The following is a 17,539-nucleotide window of genomic DNA, read 5'->3' as shown; positions in this document are numbered from 1 at the left end:
CCCACACCGACACGCTGACGAAGGAGATGCCCGTGACGGTGTCCCTACCCGCCCGACCGGTCTCCGAGATGACCTGGCGGATGCCCGAGGTGTTCATGCTGCGCACCGGTGGGCTGCCGCTGGAGGTCGCCGACCGGCTGGCCTTCGACCGCAGCGCCGCCTGGGCCCGGCAGGTCGCCGACCTGGAGACCCGGTTGCGGGACACCGGCCGAGAGTTGGCCGACGCGCTACAGCAGGTGGTGGCCCGCCACCTGCACGACGACGGGCTGCGGCAACGGCTGATCCGGCTGCGCCGTGACGTGTACAACCTGCGCCGACCGCGTCCGGCCGACCCGGCGGCCTGGGCCGACGTGCTCGACGGTGCGGACCACCGGGCGCTGACCGACTGGCTGGACACCTTCGCCGCCTACCAGGACCGCCTCGCTGACGGCGCCGCCGTGCTGGCCGAGGAGTTGACCGAGCGGCGGGCGGTGCTGCGGCAGCTCGCCGACGACCCCGACCTGCGCGGCGGGATCCTGCTCGCCTCCCCGTCGCTGGACCAGTACCTGCCCGGATACCTGGCCACGTCGGCCCGGCCCGGCAAACGGACCCGCCGGGTGGAGCGTTCCCTGCTGGAGTACGCGCTGCGGACCGCCTGCAAGACCAGCCCGTTCAGTCGACTGACCACAGTGAACGTCGGAAGGTTCAGCCACGGCGGCGGCCGGCTGCTCGACGTACGCCCGGCCGCCGACGCGGCCAAGGCGGCGGTGGCCCGGCTCAACCTCGCGGCGCTGGGCCGGCTGTCGGCCGTCGTGCTGGCCGACGAGACCCTGCGCGCGGACCTGCCGGTCACCGTCACCACCGGCTGGCGCATCGAGCGGGGCCGGCTGCGCTACCTGCGCCGCCGCCGCACCAGCTCGGAGGACGGCGACGCGGCGATCACCTTGGAGGCCATCCACGAGTCGCTGTTCGTGCTGCCCACCGGGCAGGTACTGCACGACATCCTGGCCGCGCTCGACGGCGGTCGGGTGCGGCGGCTGTCCGACCTGGCCGCCGAACTGGTCACCGAGGGTCGTCCCGCGGACGAGGTCGGGCAGTACCTGCACCACCTGCTGCGGGTGGGCCTGCTGGTGGTGCCGAACCTGCAACTGGACATCCACGCCGACGACCCGGTGGAGGGCTACCGGCAGGCGCTGCGCGCCATCGACCGTCCGTGGGCCGACCGGCTCGCCGACCGGATCGCGGCCGTCAACCGGCTCGCCACCGACTACCCGGCCGCCGACGTGGACGGTCGGCGTGCCGCCCTCGCGGAGATCCGCCAGGAACTGGCCGCCGCACACACCGATCTCGGCCGCGCCGACGTCCCGGCGCCGAGGACCCTGGTGTACGAGGACGCCACGCTGCGCACCGACGCGCCGGTCACCGCCGACCGGGACCAGTGGGAGCTGACGGTGCTGCCCGGTCTGCGGGCACTGGCGCGGATCATGCCGGTGTTCGACGTCAATCTCTCCCGTCGACTGGTCACCAAGGGCTTCTTCAAGGCTCGCTACGGCGCCGGCGGTCACTGCGACGACCTGCTCACCTTCGCCCACGAGTTCCAGCAGGACTTCTACGAGCACTACACCGGGCGGGCGATGCGCCGCCGGGCGTTCGACGCGAACAACTCCTACGTGCGGCAGGAGAACTGGTTCCGGCAGGAGGAGATCACCGCCCTGGACGACGCGCGCATCGAGGTGGCCCGACGGGTCAACGAGGCGTACGCCGCCCTGCCGGGCGACGCCGAGGAACTGGTGCTCGACGAGGCGTTCATGACCGAGGTCGCCGAGATGGTGCCCGACACCCTCGGCACCCTCGATCCACGTTCGTTCTTCCTCCAGATCGCCGACCAGGGCGACCGGCAGCGGGTGGTGGTCAACCGGGTCTACTCCGGCATGACGCTGCTCTTCTCCCGCTTCGCCCACCTGTTCGCCGCCGAGGACCTGGCCGGTGCGCTGCGCACCGAACTGGCCCGGCTCCAGCCACCCGGCGCGGTGCTCGCCGAACTGCGCGGCGGGTACGACGCCACGAACCTGAACCTGCATCCGTCGGTCACCCCGTACGAGCTGGTCTGCCCCGGGGAGATCAGCTTCCGGCCGGCCGCCGAACAGATCCACATGGACGACCTCAGGGTCGAGCACGACCCGGTGACCGATCGGCTGCTGCTGCGCTCCCGCCGGCTCGACGCCGAGGTCATCCCGGTCTACCTGGGTTTCCTGCTGCCGATGGCGCTGCCGGAGGTGCAGCAGGTGCTGCTCAACTTCGCTCACCTCGGGATGGCCCAGCCGGACCTGTGGGCCGGCACCGACGTGCCGTTGCCCGACCGGGGCATGATCGGTTATCCGCGCATCGTGCACGGGGACCTGGTGCTGCAACGGCGGATGTGGAAGCTGCACCCCGACCACCTGCCGCCTGCGCGTACCCCGCAGACCGGTGACGCCGACTGGTTCCTGTCCTGGCAGCGGTGGCGGCGCGAGAACGGGCTGCCGCGTCGGGTGTTCGCCACCCCGGAAGGCACCCGCCTCGCCCCGGCCGTCACCGACGGTGAGGCGCCGGCCGGCGGTGGCGCGGCCGGCGGTGGTGGCGCGGCGGCGGGTGGTGGCGCGGCGGCGGGTGGCCGGCCGGAGCACAAGCCGCTCTACGTGGACTTCGACAGCTACCTGTGTCTGCAACTGCTGGACGCGATGGGACGGTCGGCGGGTAGCCGGCTGGTGCTCGTCGAGATGCTGCCGGACCGCGATGAGCAGGTGGTGTGCGCGGAATCCGGGTCGTACGTGACCGAACTGACCGTCGAACTCAACGGTGTCCGAGGGGGACTGGACCGTGACTGACTATCCGTCGCCGCTGGACCACGGCTGGCTCAGCGTCCACGCGTTCTACGCCAGCAACGCCAACCCGATGCTCGTGGAGGGCGTGCGCCCACTTGTCGACGAGTTGCGTGACGAAGGGCTGATCAGCCGGTACTTCTTCATCAAGTACTGGATGGAGGGCCCGCACATCCGGTTGCGGGTGCTGCCCGCCCCGGGCGTCGACCCGCAACTGGTACGCAGCCGGGTGGATGAGGCGCTCGCCGCCTTCCTGCGCCGCCGGCCCGCGTTGTACGAGGTCGACAGCGAAGGGCTCGGCGACCTGTACAAGCAGATGTTCCTCGCCGAGTACGGCCAGCAGCGCTGGGACGCCGAGTACGGTCCGGGCGGGGAGATGCCGATGCGGGCCAACAACAGCTACCACCACATCCCGTACGAGCGGGAGTACGGCCGTTACGGCGGCCCGGCGGGCGTCGAGTTGGCCGAGTGGCACTTCGAGCACTCCAGTGACGTGGTGCTCGACCTGCTGGCCACCACCAATGTGCACGTACGGCCGGTGCTGCTGGGTCTGTCGGCGCAGCTGGGCATGATGATGTGCGCGGTGTTCCTCGACGACGATCGACGCATCGCCGAGTTCCTCGACGAGTACCGCCGTTTCTGGGAGGTCTCGTACTCCGAACCGAGCGACGACTACCACTCCAGCTTCGACACCAGCTACCGGCGCATGGACGGCGCGTTGCGCGACCGGTTGGCCGCCATCCGTGCGGCGGCACGGGGCGAGGCGTCGGCCCAGGTCACCGGTGTCGAGGGCCGCTGGGCGGCGCACTGCCGTGAACTGCGTGACCGAGTGGTCGCACTGGCCGGGCAGGGCAAGCTGGTCTTCCAGCGCGGCGATGCCGAGCCCCGGGTGGTCAGCGACCTCGACGCGGTCGTGCCCATCCTGCTCAGCTCGTACGTGCACATGACCAACAACCGGCTCGGGGTGAGCATCCTCGACGAGATCTACCTGTCGTACCTGATGCGCACCGCGCTGCTCGACGAGCCGGCGCCGGCCGGATCCCGATGACCACGGTCGAGGCCGACCAGAGCGCCACCTGGACCCGGCCCCGGCTGCGCCCCGAGGTCGTACTCGGCCCCGGGGTGTGGCGCGACGGCAAGATCGTGCACCACGTCAAGGACCCCGAGACCGGCTGGTTCTACCGGGTGGGGCCCCGGGAGCACTTCCTGATGTCCCGGATGGACGGCACCCGGAGCCTGGAGGACCTGGCCGACGAGTACGCCGACGCCTACCAGCGTCGGCTCGGGCCGGAGAACTGGCAGCAACTGTTCGGCATGCTGCACAAGCGGCAACTGCTGCACGGCGCGACAGACCCGGACGCTCTCGCCGCGCTCACCGCCTCGGCCGCCGCAGGCGCGGCGAAGGCCAAGCGCGGCCCCTTGTCGGCCCGGCTGCCACTGTTCGACCCGCAGCGGCTGTTCGACCGGGTGCTGCCCTGGCTGGCGCCGGTCTTCACCTGGTGGTTCGTGGTCCCGGCGCTGGCGCTCGTGCTGGCCGTGGGCGGGTACGTGGCACGGTACCTGCCGGAGCTGGCCGACGGGGTCGGCGGTGGCCGGCCGCTGCCGGCGATCCTGCTCGCGGTGGTGGTCACCTGGGTGATCGTCTTCCTGCACGAGTGCGCCCACGGACTGACCTGCCGATATTTCGGCGGGCGGGTCACCGAGATCGGTGTGATGTGGCGTTTCCCGCTGCTGGCCCCGTACTGCAAGGTCGACGACGTGGTGCTGTTCACCCCGCGTCGGCGGGTGGCCACCGCGTTCGCCGGTGTCTTCGTGAGCATGCTGGCGCTGGTGCCGTTCGCGGCGCTGCGCCTGTGGGGCCCACCCGGGATGCTGTACGACCTGGCCGGCACGATGCTGCTCTTCGGCACCGCCGCCGCCGCCCTCAACCTGGTGCCGTTCCTGCGCCTCGACGGCTACCACATGCTCAGCCACGCGTTGAACCTCGCCGACCTGCGAACGGACACGTACCGCTTCTACGGCCGACTGCTGCGTCAGGGCCCACGCGCGGTGACCGACTACCGGGTCCGCGACCGGGTGGCCTTCACCCTGTACGGGCTGACCTCCGTCCTGTTCGCCGGCACCGTGCTGACCTTCCTGATCCGCTACTGGTACACCACCCTGGCCAACTGGCTCAGCCCCACCTGGGCCGTCGTCATCCTCACCACCGAAGCCGTCCTCCTGGCCGCCATCATCACCCACCTGACCCGCCGCCGCCCCACCCCCACCCCCACCCCTTGACCCGTCGATCTTGCACTTTCTGTCGGCGCATACCGCCTGAAAAGCCGCGAACCAGCGACTGAAAGTGCAAGATCGACGGGGTGGTGGGGTGGGGGAGGGGCGTGTGGGGTGTGTTGGGGTGCGACACGCCGGACTCTGTGTGACTGCTTGGTTGCGACAGGTTAGGGTTCGTTCGCATCGTTGGGTGGCGATCTGGAGAGAATCGGTGACGGATCGAGGGTGGCTGAGGCCTGGGCTGCTGCGGCTCGGGCTCCTGTCGAGGCACCCCACCGCGCCCTCCGGCTAAGCGCCGGTCGCGCGTACCGGCCCGCCCCTCGGACTCACGTCTCGTCAGGAGTTTCCATGCGCCCTGTCTCGCCGGTCAAACGCGCCCGCTGGCGTGACATCGACTGGATCACCGACCTGGTGACCGCCACCCTGGCCCCCACCACCCTGGGTGCCTGGCTGGTGCCCGACGAACGGCGGCGTCCCGCCGTGCTGGCTGCGGTGGCCCGCATCTGGGTCGAACATGCTCTGTTGTTCGGGGACGCCTTCCTGCTCACCAATGGTGCGGCGGCCACGGTCTGGTTCCACCGCTATCGTCCGATCCCACCCCCGTCGCGCTACCGGGAGCGCATCAGGTGGGCCTGCGAGGAGCATCTGGTCCGCTTCCACCGACTGGACCGGTTCCTGGCGGCGCACCGTCCGCAGGAACCCCACAACCACCTGGCGATCCTGGCGGCGCCGCCGGACGCCGACCGGGCGAGCCAGGCCGCGACCGTACTCGCCGACAGCCACCGGCTGATGGGCACCCACGGTCTGCCGATCTACGCCGACCTGCACAGCGAGGCCGACCGGCGACTCTACCGGCGGCTGGGCTACCGGGAGCACCACCAGATGGCGCGCCCGGACGGGGCGGTCGTGGACCTCCTCTGGCGACCCGGGCCGGCGACCCGGATCACCGCCACGACCCACACCGGCCCCGCCGTGACCAGCGGCCGCCCGACCAGGCCCTGACCCCGCCCCCACGCCCGCCGTAGGAGAGTCGTCCTGCTCGGCTTGACCGCCGGTTGCCGGTGGCGCATCCTGCAACCCGTACCCACACCGAACCTCGACCGCGGTGGCTGCCGAGTAGCGGAGGTCGATACGTCCGGCGTCGATCAGTGTGACCGGCCGGCAGCCGCGTACCCGGACTGGCCGGTGGTCCTCGTGTCCATGCCGTTCATGGGCATCTACCGGCCCTCGATCCAGCTCGGGTTGCTCAGTGCCACGGTGGCTCAAGCCGGGTTCCCGGTGCGTACCCTGCACGCGAATCTCGATTTCGCGGCCCTGATCGGGGCGCAGGAGTACTCCCTGCTGGCGGAGCACCGGGGCCGGCTCGTCGGTGACTGGTTGTTCTCCGTTGCGGCCTTCGGCGATGCCGCCCCGGACGGTGGGCGAAGGCTGCCGATCGACTTCGCCGCCGATCTGCGGCACCTGGGCGGGGCGGGCAGACACCTCCAGGACCGGCTGGCGTACCTGCGCGAGGTGCAGGTGCCGGCCTATCTGGACAGTCTTGTGCGGACCTTTCCGTGGGACCGGTTCCGGGTCGTCGGCTTCAGCTCGACCTACCAGCAGAACACGGCCTCGATCGCCCTGGCCCGACGGCTCAAGCAGGAGTGGCCCGAGCTGGTCACGGTCTTCGGGGGCGCCAACTTCGACGGCGAGATGGGACCGGAGCTGGTTCGGACGGTGGACTGCATGGACCTGGCGGTCACCGGGGAGGGCGAGCGGGCGCTGCCCGGGCTGCTGCGGGCCCTTGCCGCCGGTACGGACCCGTTGACCGTGCCCGGGGTGCTGGGCCGGGTGGCGGGTGGGGTCGGCGGGCTGGCGCCCGCCCCGCCGCTGGAGTTGCACGACGCCACCGTGCCGGACTATGCCGAGTACTTCCAGCGCATCGCCGACCTGGGCCTGATGCCGGCGGCCGGCCGCCACCGGGTGTGGATCCCCTTCGAGTCCTCCCGGGGCTGCTGGTGGGGGGCCAAACACCATTGCACCTTCTGCGGACTGAACGGCACCACCATGCGGTTCCGGGCCAAGACCACCGGGCAGGTACGGGCCGAACTGGACCTACAGGCCCGCCGCTACGGCAGCTTCCGGTTCGAGGCGGTGGACAACATCCTCGACCCGACCCACCTGCGGGAACTCATGCCGGAGCTGACCGGGGCGCAGACCGGCTACGAGCTGTTCTACGAGGTCAAGTCGAACCTCACCCGTGATCAGATACGGCTGCTGGCGCAGGCCGGGGTGACCCGGATCCAGCCCGGCATCGAGTCGCTCAGCTCGCATGTGCTGCGGCTGATGCGCAAGGGTGTCACCGCCGCCCAGAACATCAACCTGCTGCGCTGGTGCCGGTACTACGGCATCGATGTGGCGTGGAACATCCTCTGGGGTTTCCCGGAGGAGACCGCCGACGACTACGCCGAGCAGGCCGCCGTCCTGCCCCATCTGTGGCACCTACAGCCACCCGGCGGCGCGGCCCGAATCTGGATCGAACGGTTCAGTCCGCTGTACGCGGCGGCGCGGACCGCAACGGGTGGCGTGCGGCCGGAAGGCAGCTATGCGTACGTCTATCCGGCCGAGACCGACCTCGACCGGGTCGCCTACTTCTTCGAGCAGCCACCGACGGGCGGCCTTCCGGAGAAGGTGTACCTGCCGCTGGCCCGGCAGGTGGCGGCCTGGACCGAGGCCGCCGGGGCGGACCCGCCTCCAGTGCTCACCTACCGGTCGAGCACGGATCACCTGCAGATCTACGACGGACGGCAGCCCGGCCGGGAGGGCACCTACACCTTCGAGGGTCCCCTGGCCGAGATCTATCTGGCCTGTGTGGATCGTCCGGTCACCAGGTCGGGCCTGCATCAGCGGTTCGGCGAACGCCTGCCGGCCGATGACATCGCCGAGGCGGTCACCGAGTTCGCCCGACGCGGGCTGATGGTGCTCGACGGGCCGCGGGTCCTGGCGCTGGCCCTGCCGGCCGTCTCCGGCAGATGACCCGGGCGGGTCAGTCCTTGGGTGGCGGCTTGATGCTGAGCACGACCGGAGGGTCCCAGGCCGCGCCCCCGGTGAAGGCCCGGGCGAACTGTTCCCGGACGGATCCGGTCGGCCCGGCCTCGACGGAGATCTCGACGGGGGAGGACTCCTCCGGCCCGAGGTCCGCGACCGCCCCGGCGACCAGGACGACCCCGGCGGCAGCGGCCACCAACCCCGGCGAGCGTGGCCGGTCCCGGCGATCGGAGCCGACCTCCGCCGGAGGGCCGCAAGGATCAGGGGTACCGGTCGAGTCGCCCGGATCAGACATGAACCCTCCCGTATCGCCTCGCGGCGGTGCCGTCTCCGCACCCGGCTGTGCTGTGACACAGGCCGCGAGTCAGGGTGCCCGCCCGGTCATGCCCCGTCAACCAGGGTGGTCGGGGTCGGCGGTGCCGGCCTTCAGGACCGTGACCGGGCGAGCATTTCGTCGAGCTTGCCCAACTTCCCTCTCACCTGCGCGGCATCCGGGTGGTGGAACTCGTCGAGGATCGTCAACGCCGCCGTCCAGGCGGAGCGGGCCGCGGCAAGCTCGGCTACGGCGTGATGAAGATCACCAAGGCGGTGCAGGGCCTCGGCCTCGTAGTGTCGGTCACCGAGTTCCCGCCACAACCGGACGGCATCCCGATAGTTGGCGAGGGCCTGGCGGGGTTGGCCGCAGAGCTGATGGATGTAGCCGAGACTGTCCCTGATGTGGGCCTCGCCGTCCTCGTCGCCCGTCTCCCCCGCCAACGCCAGCGCCTCGGCGCAGTAGGTCAGAGCTGCCCGGTACCCGCCGAGCTTGGCATGGAACCAGCCCAGGGCGTTCAGGGCGTCCGCCAGGCCGATCCGGTCGTCGCACCGCTGGAACAGGTCCACGGCCTGCCGTACGTGGGGCAGGGCCTCCTGATGGCGCCCCTGCTGCTCGTACAGCCAGGCGAAGTTGAGCCGGGTGCGTGCCTGGCCCTGCCGGTCCCCGACGCTGGTGAACAACCTCAGTGCCGCCGTCAGATGCGACCGGGCGTCCGCTCGTTGCAGCCGGACGGCCGCCCGGCCGAGTCCCCGGTGGGCCAGGGCCAGCGCCCGTTCGTCGCCGAGCCGACGGGCCGCCGCAAGTGCCCGGGTCTGGATCGCCGCCGAGTCGTGCCAGCGTCCGCGCCGGTCCAGATAGGTGGTCATCGCCCAGGCCAGTTGCCAGACATGGGTGTCGAATCTCTGGCCGGCCGCCAGTTCCAGGCCGGCCAGCAGGACCGCCTGTTCCTCGGTGAACCAGCGCAGGGCGGCCTGCCGGTCGGTCATCCTCTCCGGACTCACCCCCGGTGTGGCCGGTACCGGGGTGATCGGCTCCCGGGAGGGACTGAGCAGCAGGTCGGCGCCGTGGGCACTGAGTACCAGGTGGTCGAGGAGTCGGCGTACCGCCGCCCGGCGGGCCGCTTCACCCTCGTGCTTGCGGGTCAGCTCCACGGCATAGGCGCGGAGCAGATCGTGCAGCACGTGCCGGCCGGGCGCCTGCTCACTGATCAGGCTGCTGTTGACCAGGGTTGCGATCAGCCGGTCGGCATGGGCTCGGGGGACACCGACCAGGCTGGCCGCCGCCGGTACGGTCACCTCCGGTCCGGGATGCAGACCGATGAGCCGGAACATGCCGGCGGTGGCCGAGTCCAGCACCTGGTAGGAGTGGGAGAAGACCGCCCGTACGTCGACCTCACGCTCCTGAACGCTGAAGGCGTCCAGGCCGTCGCGGGCGGTGTCCAACCGGGCCACCAGCGCGGACAGCGGGAACCGGGTCTGGTTGGCGGCCCGGGCCGCGGCGATCGACAACGCCAGCGGCAGACCGGCGCACTGCCGGATCAGCTGATCGGTCGCTGCGGGCTCGGCGCTCAGCCGTCCGGTGCCCAGCCGCCGGACGAGCAGTTTCCGGGACTCCTCGGCGGTCATCAGGTCCAGGTCGATCAGTGTGGCGGCGTCGGTGGCCATCAGACCGGTCATCCGGTTGCGGCTGGTCACCAGCACCAGGCAGCCGCAGGAGCCGGGCAGCAACTGCCGGACCTGCTCGGCGTCGCGGGCATTGTCCAGCAGGATCAGCAACCGCCGGGTGGACAGCAGGGTTCGGAACATCGCGGACCGGGCATCGAGACCGGCCAGCACCTGCTCCGGCGGCACACCCAGGCCGTGCAGCAGGGTCTGGAGCACGGCCGCCGGATCCGCCACCGCCCCGAACTGGTCGTATCCCCGCAGGTTGACGTAGAGCTGCCCGTCCGGGAACCGGCCGCGTACCCGGTGGGCCCAGTGCACCGCCAGGGCCGTCTTGCCCACCCCGGCCATGCCGGCGATCACCGCCACCGGGCTGGTCCTGGTGGCCGTCTCGCAGCCCTGGGACAGCAGGCTGTCCAGGCGGCCCAGGTCCGCCTGACGGCCGACGAATCCGGGTACGGGATGGGGGAGCTGGGCCGGCACGGGCAGCCGGAGACCGGTCAACGGCGCCACCGTGCCGACCGAGGGCCCCGGCTCGTGGATCACCAGCGCCGGATCGGCGGCCAGGATCTGCCGGTGCAGTCGATGCAGGTCGGCGCCCGGCTCCACCCCCAGACCGTCCAGGGTGTGCCGCCGTACGTCATGAAAGGTCATGATCGCCTCGGCCTGGCGGCCGGAACGGTACAGCGCGACCATCAGCAGACACCACAGCCGCTCCCGGAACGGGTGGTCGGCGACGAGTTGCCGTAGTTCCCCGACCACGGCCAGGTGCCGCCCGAGGTCCAGGTCGATCTCGATGCGTTCCTCCAGCGCCGCCAACCTGCGCTCGTCGAGCACGGTGCGTTCGGCGTCGAGGGCCGGACTGGTCAGCCCGGCGCAGAACGGGCCCCGCCAGTGGCGCAGCGCCGAGTGCAGGGCGGTGGCCGCGGCCGAGGTGTCCCCGCTGTCGCGGGCCGTCCGCGCAGTGGTCACTTCTCGCTCGAAGTCCACCAGGTCCAGCCCTGCGGGCGCCACGGCCAGGCGGTATCCGGAGCCGGTCCAGGTCAGGAAGGCCGACTGACCCCGCTTCGGCGGTGTCGGGTCGAGGACCCGCCGCAACGCGGAGATGTGTTTCTGCAGTAGATTCACCGCATATGCTGGCGGGGCCGAACCCCAGATCCCGGTGATCAACCGGTCTCGTTCGACCACCTTGTCGGCATGCAGCAGGAGCACGGCCAGCACCACCTGCCGCTGTAGAGGCCCCAGGTCGAGTCGCCGCTCATCACACCAGACGCGCAACGGGCCCAGCACCTCGAAGCGCACGCCCTGATCCGCGATCGCCCGTCACCGTCTCCATGAGGATCTCGCCCGGTGTCCATTCTGGTCCACACGGGCGAACTCCAGAGGGCACTCCAGGGGTAGCTCCAGCGGCAACTTCTACCCTACCGACAAGTGGACCGTCCAGGATCCGACCGGACGGCGGCGACGATGTCGGTCAGCTTCTCGGGAAAAAGGGGTATGGATGAAGACCTGTCTGGCGGAAGTCCTCTCCGCGGAGGCGGCCGCGCTCTACCAGCGCCTGCTGGCCGCCGGCAAGCTGTCTCTGCACGAGGAGCCCATGCTGCGGGACGCCGGGCCGACCCGGGAGCTGATCGAGCGGGGCTTCGCCCGGGAACGGCACGTGGGGCGGCCGGAGTTGGTGCCGGTCGAACCGGTGCGGGCCATGGACAACGCGATACTGCTCATCCAACGGCAGATCACCGATCGGTACGAGGGCCTGCTGCGGGTACGCGAAGAGGTCGAGGCCCTTCAGCAGCACTATCTCGGCGCCAAGGACTGGGGTCGGCTGCCGGAGGACCGGATCAGGGTGCTGACCGACGGGGCGGAGATCGGTGCGCTCTCGGTCGAGCTGTGCCTGTCGGCCCGCCGGGACGTCATGAGCATCGAGACGGAGCACTTCAACCGGCCACCCGACCCCCAGTCGGTCCGCCGGCCCCCGGCCGCCGCCGTGGCCCGTGGGGTGACATTCCGCAACATCTACACCAGAGGGGTCCTGGACCTGCCCGGCTCCGCGCAGATGCTGCGGGCCTCCGTCGAGGCCGGTTGGCAGTGTCGCATCTACCCCGAGCTGCCGATGAAGATGGTGCTGGTCGACGGGCAGACGGCGCTGCTGCCGCTGGGACCGACCGGCATGGAAGGTGCCCTGCTGGTGCGTACCCCGGTCATCACTTCGGCGCTACGGACCTTCTTCGACCTGCTGTGGCATCGGGCGGTGCCGGTCAACGGCACCCGCGAGCGGCTCAGTTCCGAACAGGACCAGGTGCTGCGGCTGCTGCTCACCGGCATGATCGACAAGGCCATCGCCCGGCACCTCGGCATCAGTGAGCGCACCGTACGCCGTCATGTCGGTGCCCTCATGCAGCGCCTCGGCGCGAACAACCGGGTGACCCTGGCCGCCACGGCCGTACGCGAGGGCTGGGCCGACTGACCCCGGCCGCCCGGCACCGCCGGCCGTGGTCGTCGACGAGGCTATCGGGGCGGGAAGACGCAGGGCACCGCACGGGGGAACAGGGCCCGCAACTGGGTCACCGCGTCGTCGGAGAGGGTGCCGAGCCCTCGGGCCAGCACATCGACCGGATCGAGCACACCGTAGACCAGCCCGGAGAATCCGGCCGCGGTGAGCACGGCCGACATCTGCCCGGGGTCGGTCTCGACCACCAGCCGTCCGTCGACGGCCTCGAGGTGGTACCGGCCGACCAGGAACGGATCGTCGACCACCTCGATGCCGATCCGACCCGCCCCGACTTCGAGCCCTCGCAGACCCTCCACGCTCAGCACCCGGGCCATCGGGGGTGGGGCGGAGGGAAAGGAGAGCACGGTCTCGACCCGGGCGGTCAGGTCGTCCAGCCACAGCTCGGGCAGCTCATCGGCGGGGACGGTCAGCACCACCTCGGACACCTGGTCGATGTGGTGGGCGAAGAACCTCAACAGCAGGGCCCGCCCGAAGGCATCGGTGGCCAGCAGGTCGTCCGCGCGTAACTGTCCACCCTGGCCGTCGATCCGGTAGGTCACCATGCCGACGACGTCACCGTCACGGCGGGCGGTCACCAGCCAGCGGGTGCCGGCGTCGCGGGCGGCTGCGCTCTGCTGCTCCGGCGGCAGCGCGAAACCGTGCCGCCGGTGCAGCAGCCGGCGCAGGAACCCCCGGTAGTCGTCGAATCCCTCGGCGTACGGCTGCCAGGTGACCTCGCCGGGCAGGTCCGCCTTCAGCAGCGGCGCGCAGTCCTCCGGCCGGAAGGTGACCGTCCGGGGTTTCGGCAGGTTGACGTAGCCGAACCGGGCATAGAAGGAGGACCGGAAGGGGTACAGGGCGGTGGCCGTGTGCCCCCGCCGGCGCATCTCACCGAGCAGGTGGTGCAGCAGGTCACGACTGTGGCCCCGGCGCCGGGCCAAGGGGTGGGTGGCGACCCAGGCGACACCGGCCATGTCGAGCACTTGTCCGCGAACGTTCTGCCACATCGGGATGGCCGAGGCCGCGGCCGCGACCAGGCCGTCGTCCTCCACGATCATGGTGCAGTTGCCCTCGTGGTACGGCAGCGCCGCGCGAAGCTGCTCCTCGGTCGTCGGGGTAGGCGACGGGCCGAAGGCGTACGACTGCAACGGGAAGGAGGTGCTCAGTCGTTCGTCGCCGATCACCTCACGGATCTTCACCGGCACCCGCCCGTCGGTCGCCGACCGGGGCGGCTCCGCTGCCACTCGTACGGTCGGGGTAAGGCTGCCGCGGTCACGGCCACCCCGTCCGCCGTGGCCGGGCCGACCTGCCGGCCGCTCGGCCCTGCGGTTGGTGCGGGCATGTCGCCTCCTCCTGCTGTCATCGCGGGCGGGATTCCGGCCCCGCGAAAACGGTACGGAAATCCTGTGCCGATGTACGGATATCGATGCGGCCGGTTACGGCAACCGACCGGCATCGGCCACCGAAAGCGCCGTTAGGAGGCGCCGCTCTCCTCCCGGATGTCCTCGATAGGCCACTGGCCGACTTCGCCATATCGGTGCCGCCCGCCGATGTGCTTCTCTGATGGACGTCGATACCCGTGATCGGGAGTCACCCGTCGGCAACCCGCAACCAAAGGGAGCAGATGTGGCGCACCAAGAGGTAGATGTGCTGGCAGTTGGTGCCGGCCCGGCCAACCTGGCCCTGGCAGTGGCAATCGAGGAATCCGGACACACCGGCCTGGCTGCCAACACGCTCCTGATTGAGCAGCACGCGGACATCAAGTGGCAGCGCGGACTGCTGTTGCCCGGGGCGCGCAGTCAGGTCTCCTTCATCAAGGACCTGGTCACCCTCCGGAATCCCCGCAGTAATTTCTCATTCCTGAACTTCATGCACAGCAAACGCCGGCTGGATGAATTCGTCAACCTGTCCACCTTCTACCCGTACCGTAGCGAGATCTCCGAATACCTGGCCTGGGTGGCGGATTCCCTGCGTCAGGTCCGGGTGCGCTACAACGCGCGGTGCGCGAGCATCGCCGTCAACCGGGACGCCGACGGCGCCCCCCACGACTGGACGGTGACCCTGGTCGGGGGAGACACCATCACCTGCCGTGACCTCGTCATCGGGGTGGGACGGGAGCCCCAGGTGCCGGAGGTGTTCCGGCAACTGCCCGCCGACAAGGTCATCCACAGCAGCCGCTACTGCGCCGGGATCGCCGAACTCGACCGCGAACGGCCGTACCGGGTGGCGGTGGTCGGTGGCGCGCAGAGCGCCGCCGAGATGTTCTACGCCGTACACGAGGACCTGCCCGCCAGTCGGCCGACCATCCTGCTGCGGTCGGTCGGCTTCCAGAACTACCAGACCAGCAAATTCGTCAACGAATTGTTCTACCCGTCCTTCGTGGACGAGTTCTTCGAGTGTGACCAGGAGTCGCGGCGTCAGATCCTGGAGGAAATGCGAATCACGAACTACGCCGGCCTGGCCCCGCCCTTCCTCGACGAGTTGTACGCGATGCTGTACCGGCAGCGCCTCAACGGTGACGACCGGTCGCGGGTGATGACCCTGACCGAGATCGTCACCGCCCGGCAGGACGGCGAGGAGGTCGTCCTCGAACTGAGTGACCGGCGGACCAGAAAGATCACCGAATTGCGCTGCGATCTGGTGCTGCTGGGCACCGGTTACCGCAACGAGCCCTCCCCGTTGTTCCGGCAGCTCGAACCGCAGCTGGGAATCGATCCCGTCGGGGTGTCCCGAAACTACCGAGTGGAGATCGACAACGCGCCGTGGGGCGCCATTTACCTCCAGGGGACCAACGAGGAGACGCACGGCATAGCCGACTCCCTGATCAGTGTCCTGGCGCACCGGTCGGCGGAGATCGTCGAGGACATGGTGACCCGGCGTACCGCCTCCGGGCAGCGCATCGGCACCCCGCAGCCGGCCGGTCGGGGGGCATGATGGAGATCCGCCGATTCGATCAGGACAGGCTGGCCAGCGGGTACGGCCTCAACTACGAACTCCTTCTGCCGTGGCCCGAGCTGAACGCCCCCTTCGAGGGTGCCTGGTGCGTGGTGCCCCCGGGCGGTGCCGCGACGGCGCACGCCCACCACGAGTACGAGATCTTCATCGGGCTGGTCGGCCGCGGGGAGATCATCGTCGACGGTCGACGCAGCGACTTCGCGGCCGGGGACATCGTCCGCCTGGCGCCCGGCTCCCACCACCAGGTGACCAATCCCGGTGATCAGGAGTTCACCTACTACGCCATCTGGTGGGACACCGACATGGCTGCCCGTTTCACCGACCGGCACCGGGCGGAGGGCTGAGATGGCACGCCGCAGCATCGTCATCGTCCCCGCGCCGACCGCCAACGGCGACCTGCACGTCGGTCACCTCTGCGGGCCCTTCCTGGCCGCCGACGTCTACGCCCGGTACCGCCGGGCGGCCGGCGACCAGACCCTGTTCGGCAGCGGGGTGCAGGAGACCCAGACCTTCGTGGTCTCCACCGCGCGCCGGCTGGGGATCGCCCCGGAGTCGCTGACCGAACGGGCCGAGGAACAGGTCCGCAGCTCGCTGGCCGCGCTCGGCATCTCCATCGACGGATTCGCCCCGGGAGACAAGGGGTTCCGCGACTTCCTGTGCGAGTTCCTCGGCCGGCTGCACGCCGAGGGGGTGTTCGAGCTGCGTCGGATGTCGTTTCCCTACCTGCCCCGCACGGGGGAGTACCTGATGGAGGCGTACGTCCAGGGAATCTGTCCGACCTGCCTGGCGGACAGCTGCGGCGGAGTCTGCGAGAGCTGCGGACACCACATCAACCCCGGGGAACTGCGGGAGCCGCGTTCCACCGAACACCCCGACGAGGAGTTGACCGTACGGTCGGCGGAGATCCTCGTGCTGCCCCTGGAGCGCTACCGGGAGCGGTTGCGCGCCCACTACCTGGGTCCGGAGACGGTGATGCGGCCGCACATGCGGCAGGCCCTGGGGGAGATGCTCAGTCGCCCGTTGCCGGACTTCCCGATCACCTTCCCGACCGGTTGGGGGGTGCCCGCCCCCTTCCCGGAGGTTCCGGGTCAGGTGATCAACCCCGCCGTCGAGGCGATCCCGGCCGGGATCCACACCGCCGCGGTCGCCGCCACGGCGACCGGCCACCCTCCGCAGGCCGTGGACGACCTCTGGCTGGCCGGCGGTGACACCGAGGTCGTCTACTTCATGGGCTTCGACAACACCCATCCGTTCGCCCTGGTCGGGGTCGCACTGTTGATGGCCTTCGGTGACCGCTACCTGCGTCCCACCATGCTGACCAACGAGTTCTACGAGTTGGAGCACGAGAAGTTCTCCACCAGCCGGGGGCATGTGGTGTGGGCCCAGGAACTGGCCGCCGAGACCCCGCGCGATGTCGGCCGCTTCTATCTCGCCAGCACCAGCCCGGAACACCAGCGGACCAACTTCAGTCGATCCGCCCTGGCCACCCTGGCCGGTACCCGACTGATCCAGCCCTGGAACCGGTTGGCCGAGGCCCTGAACCGGTGGTACGACGCGCAGCGCCCAACCCCCGGGTGGACGCTGCCGGTCAGCCCGGCCGGCCGAACCGCCGCCGCCACCATGGTCAGCCGCTTTACCGGGCAGGCCGAACTGTCCCACTACAGCCTGAACCGGATCGCCGAGACCATCACCGCCCAACTGGCCCGCCTGGCCGAACTGGCTACCCGATTCGAATCCGGTGACCACGCCGCCGCAGCATCCGAGCGGGCCGGCGACCTCTACCACGAGGTGGAGACCTTCCTGCGCGCCGCCGCGCCGGTCCTGATCGACCTCGCCGACGAGGTGCTGGGTGCCACGGCACCCCACCTGCTCGACGGGGCCGCCGAGGCCCGGCAGGTGCACCCCCGCCGGCTGCCCCGGCTGGCCGACCTGGCGGTGGCCACCCCGCAGCGGCCCGCCCCGTCGGCGGCCTGAG

At 70.5% G+C, this 17,539-nt stretch carries 12 protein-coding genes; 9 read left to right on the top strand and 3 right to left on the bottom strand.

Annotated elements, in window-relative coordinates:
* Positions 1–32 precede the first annotated feature (32 nt).
* The 5 genes from ACLQ2T_RS14025 to ACLQ2T_RS14005 all read left to right on the top strand — a co-directional run bounded on the left by ACLQ2T_RS14025 (position 33) and on the right by ACLQ2T_RS14005 (position 8,129).
* Positions 33–2,846, top strand: a complete 2,814-nt coding sequence (locus ACLQ2T_RS14025; RefSeq protein WP_425766504.1) for a lantibiotic dehydratase — start codon at positions 33–35, stop codon at positions 2,844–2,846.
* The gene (locus ACLQ2T_RS14020; RefSeq protein WP_425766503.1) at positions 2,839–3,888 is read left to right on the top strand and encodes a thiopeptide-type bacteriocin biosynthesis protein; all 1,050 of its coding nucleotides are present in this window, start codon (positions 2,839–2,841) and stop codon (positions 3,886–3,888) included. The genes ACLQ2T_RS14025 and ACLQ2T_RS14020 overlap by 8 nt, the downstream gene beginning before the upstream one ends.
* Positions 3,885–5,120: a hypothetical protein gene (locus tag ACLQ2T_RS14015; protein WP_425766501.1), complete on the top strand. Its 1,236-nt coding sequence runs from the start codon at positions 3,885–3,887 to the stop codon at positions 5,118–5,120. Before ACLQ2T_RS14020 ends, ACLQ2T_RS14015 begins: the two co-directional genes overlap by 4 nt.
* Before the next feature lie 342 nt (positions 5,121–5,462).
* Entirely contained in the window at positions 5,463–6,116 is a 654-nt protein-coding gene (locus ACLQ2T_RS14010; RefSeq protein WP_425766500.1) for a hypothetical protein, read from the top strand.
* A gap of 192 nt (positions 6,117–6,308) precedes the next feature.
* Positions 6,309–8,129 (top strand): RiPP maturation radical SAM C-methyltransferase, encoded by a 1,821-nt coding sequence (locus tag ACLQ2T_RS14005; RefSeq protein WP_425766499.1) that lies wholly within the window; start codon positions 6,309–6,311, stop codon positions 8,127–8,129.
* A gap of 10 nt (positions 8,130–8,139) precedes the next feature.
* Here ACLQ2T_RS14005 and ACLQ2T_RS14000 read toward each other — a convergent pair whose 3' ends face one another.
* Positions 8,140–8,436 carry a hypothetical protein gene (locus ACLQ2T_RS14000; protein ID WP_425766498.1) on the bottom strand — a complete coding sequence of 99 codons (297 nt, stop codon included), beginning with the start codon at positions 8,434–8,436 and terminating at the stop codon, positions 8,140–8,142.
* 131 nt (positions 8,437–8,567) lie between these two features.
* Positions 8,568–11,420: a BTAD domain-containing putative transcriptional regulator gene (locus ACLQ2T_RS13995; RefSeq protein WP_425766497.1), complete on the bottom strand. Its 2,853-nt coding sequence runs from the start codon at positions 11,418–11,420 to the stop codon at positions 8,568–8,570.
* A gap of 199 nt (positions 11,421–11,619) precedes the next feature.
* Here ACLQ2T_RS13995 and ACLQ2T_RS13990 point away from each other — a divergent pair, with 199 nt between their 5' ends.
* The gene (locus tag ACLQ2T_RS13990; protein ID WP_425766496.1) at positions 11,620–12,585 is read left to right on the top strand and encodes a LuxR C-terminal-related transcriptional regulator; all 966 of its coding nucleotides are present in this window, start codon (positions 11,620–11,622) and stop codon (positions 12,583–12,585) included.
* Between the two features lie 41 nt (positions 12,586–12,626).
* Here the strand turns inward: ACLQ2T_RS13990 and ACLQ2T_RS13985 are convergent, their stop codons facing one another.
* Positions 12,627–13,853 (bottom strand): GNAT family N-acetyltransferase, encoded by a 1,227-nt coding sequence (locus ACLQ2T_RS13985; protein ID WP_425766495.1) that lies wholly within the window; start codon positions 13,851–13,853, stop codon positions 12,627–12,629.
* 382 nt (positions 13,854–14,235) lie between these two features.
* On the opposite strand from ACLQ2T_RS13985, the gene ACLQ2T_RS13980 reads away from it, so the two are divergent.
* The 3 genes from ACLQ2T_RS13980 to ACLQ2T_RS13970 are packed head-to-tail and all read left to right on the top strand — an operon-like array spanning position 14,236 to position 17,538.
* On the top strand, positions 14,236–15,543 hold the full coding sequence (locus tag ACLQ2T_RS13980) for a SidA/IucD/PvdA family monooxygenase (RefSeq protein ID WP_425766494.1): 1,308 nt from the start codon (positions 14,236–14,238) through the stop codon (positions 15,541–15,543).
* Positions 15,543–15,908 carry a cupin domain-containing protein gene (locus ACLQ2T_RS13975; RefSeq protein ID WP_425766493.1) on the top strand — a complete coding sequence of 122 codons (366 nt, stop codon included), beginning with the start codon at positions 15,543–15,545 and terminating at the stop codon, positions 15,906–15,908. The genes ACLQ2T_RS13980 and ACLQ2T_RS13975 overlap by 1 nt, the downstream gene beginning before the upstream one ends.
* 1 nt (position 15,909) lies before the next feature.
* Entirely contained in the window at positions 15,910–17,538 is a 1,629-nt protein-coding gene (locus ACLQ2T_RS13970) for a class I tRNA ligase family protein (RefSeq protein WP_425766492.1), read from the top strand.
* Position 17,539: the final 1 nt, after the last annotated feature.

The organism is Micromonospora sp. DT229, assembly GCF_049844505.1.
Classification (GTDB): domain Bacteria; phylum Actinomycetota; class Actinomycetes; order Mycobacteriales; family Micromonosporaceae; genus Micromonospora.
This window is presented reverse-complemented; position numbering and strand designations above follow the sequence as displayed.

Bases quoted from the DNA above. Each gene is read 5' to 3' on its own strand.
- ACLQ2T_RS14015 (WP_425766501.1), top strand. From the start codon at position 3,885: ATGACCACGGTCGAGGCCGACCAGAGCGCCACCTGGACCCGGCCCCGG.
- ACLQ2T_RS14010 (WP_425766500.1), top strand. From the start codon at position 5,463: ATGCGCCCTGTCTCGCCGGTCAAACGCGCCCGCTGGCGTGACATCGAC.
- ACLQ2T_RS14000 (WP_425766498.1), bottom strand. From the start codon at position 8,436: ATGTCTGATCCGGGCGACTCGACCGGTACCCCTGATCCTTGCGGCCCT.
- ACLQ2T_RS13990 (WP_425766496.1), top strand. From the start codon at position 11,620: ATGAAGACCTGTCTGGCGGAAGTCCTCTCCGCGGAGGCGGCCGCGCTC.
- ACLQ2T_RS13975 (WP_425766493.1), top strand. From the start codon at position 15,543: ATGGAGATCCGCCGATTCGATCAGGACAGGCTGGCCAGCGGGTACGGC.
- ACLQ2T_RS13970 (WP_425766492.1), top strand. From the start codon at position 15,910: ATGGCACGCCGCAGCATCGTCATCGTCCCCGCGCCGACCGCCAACGGC.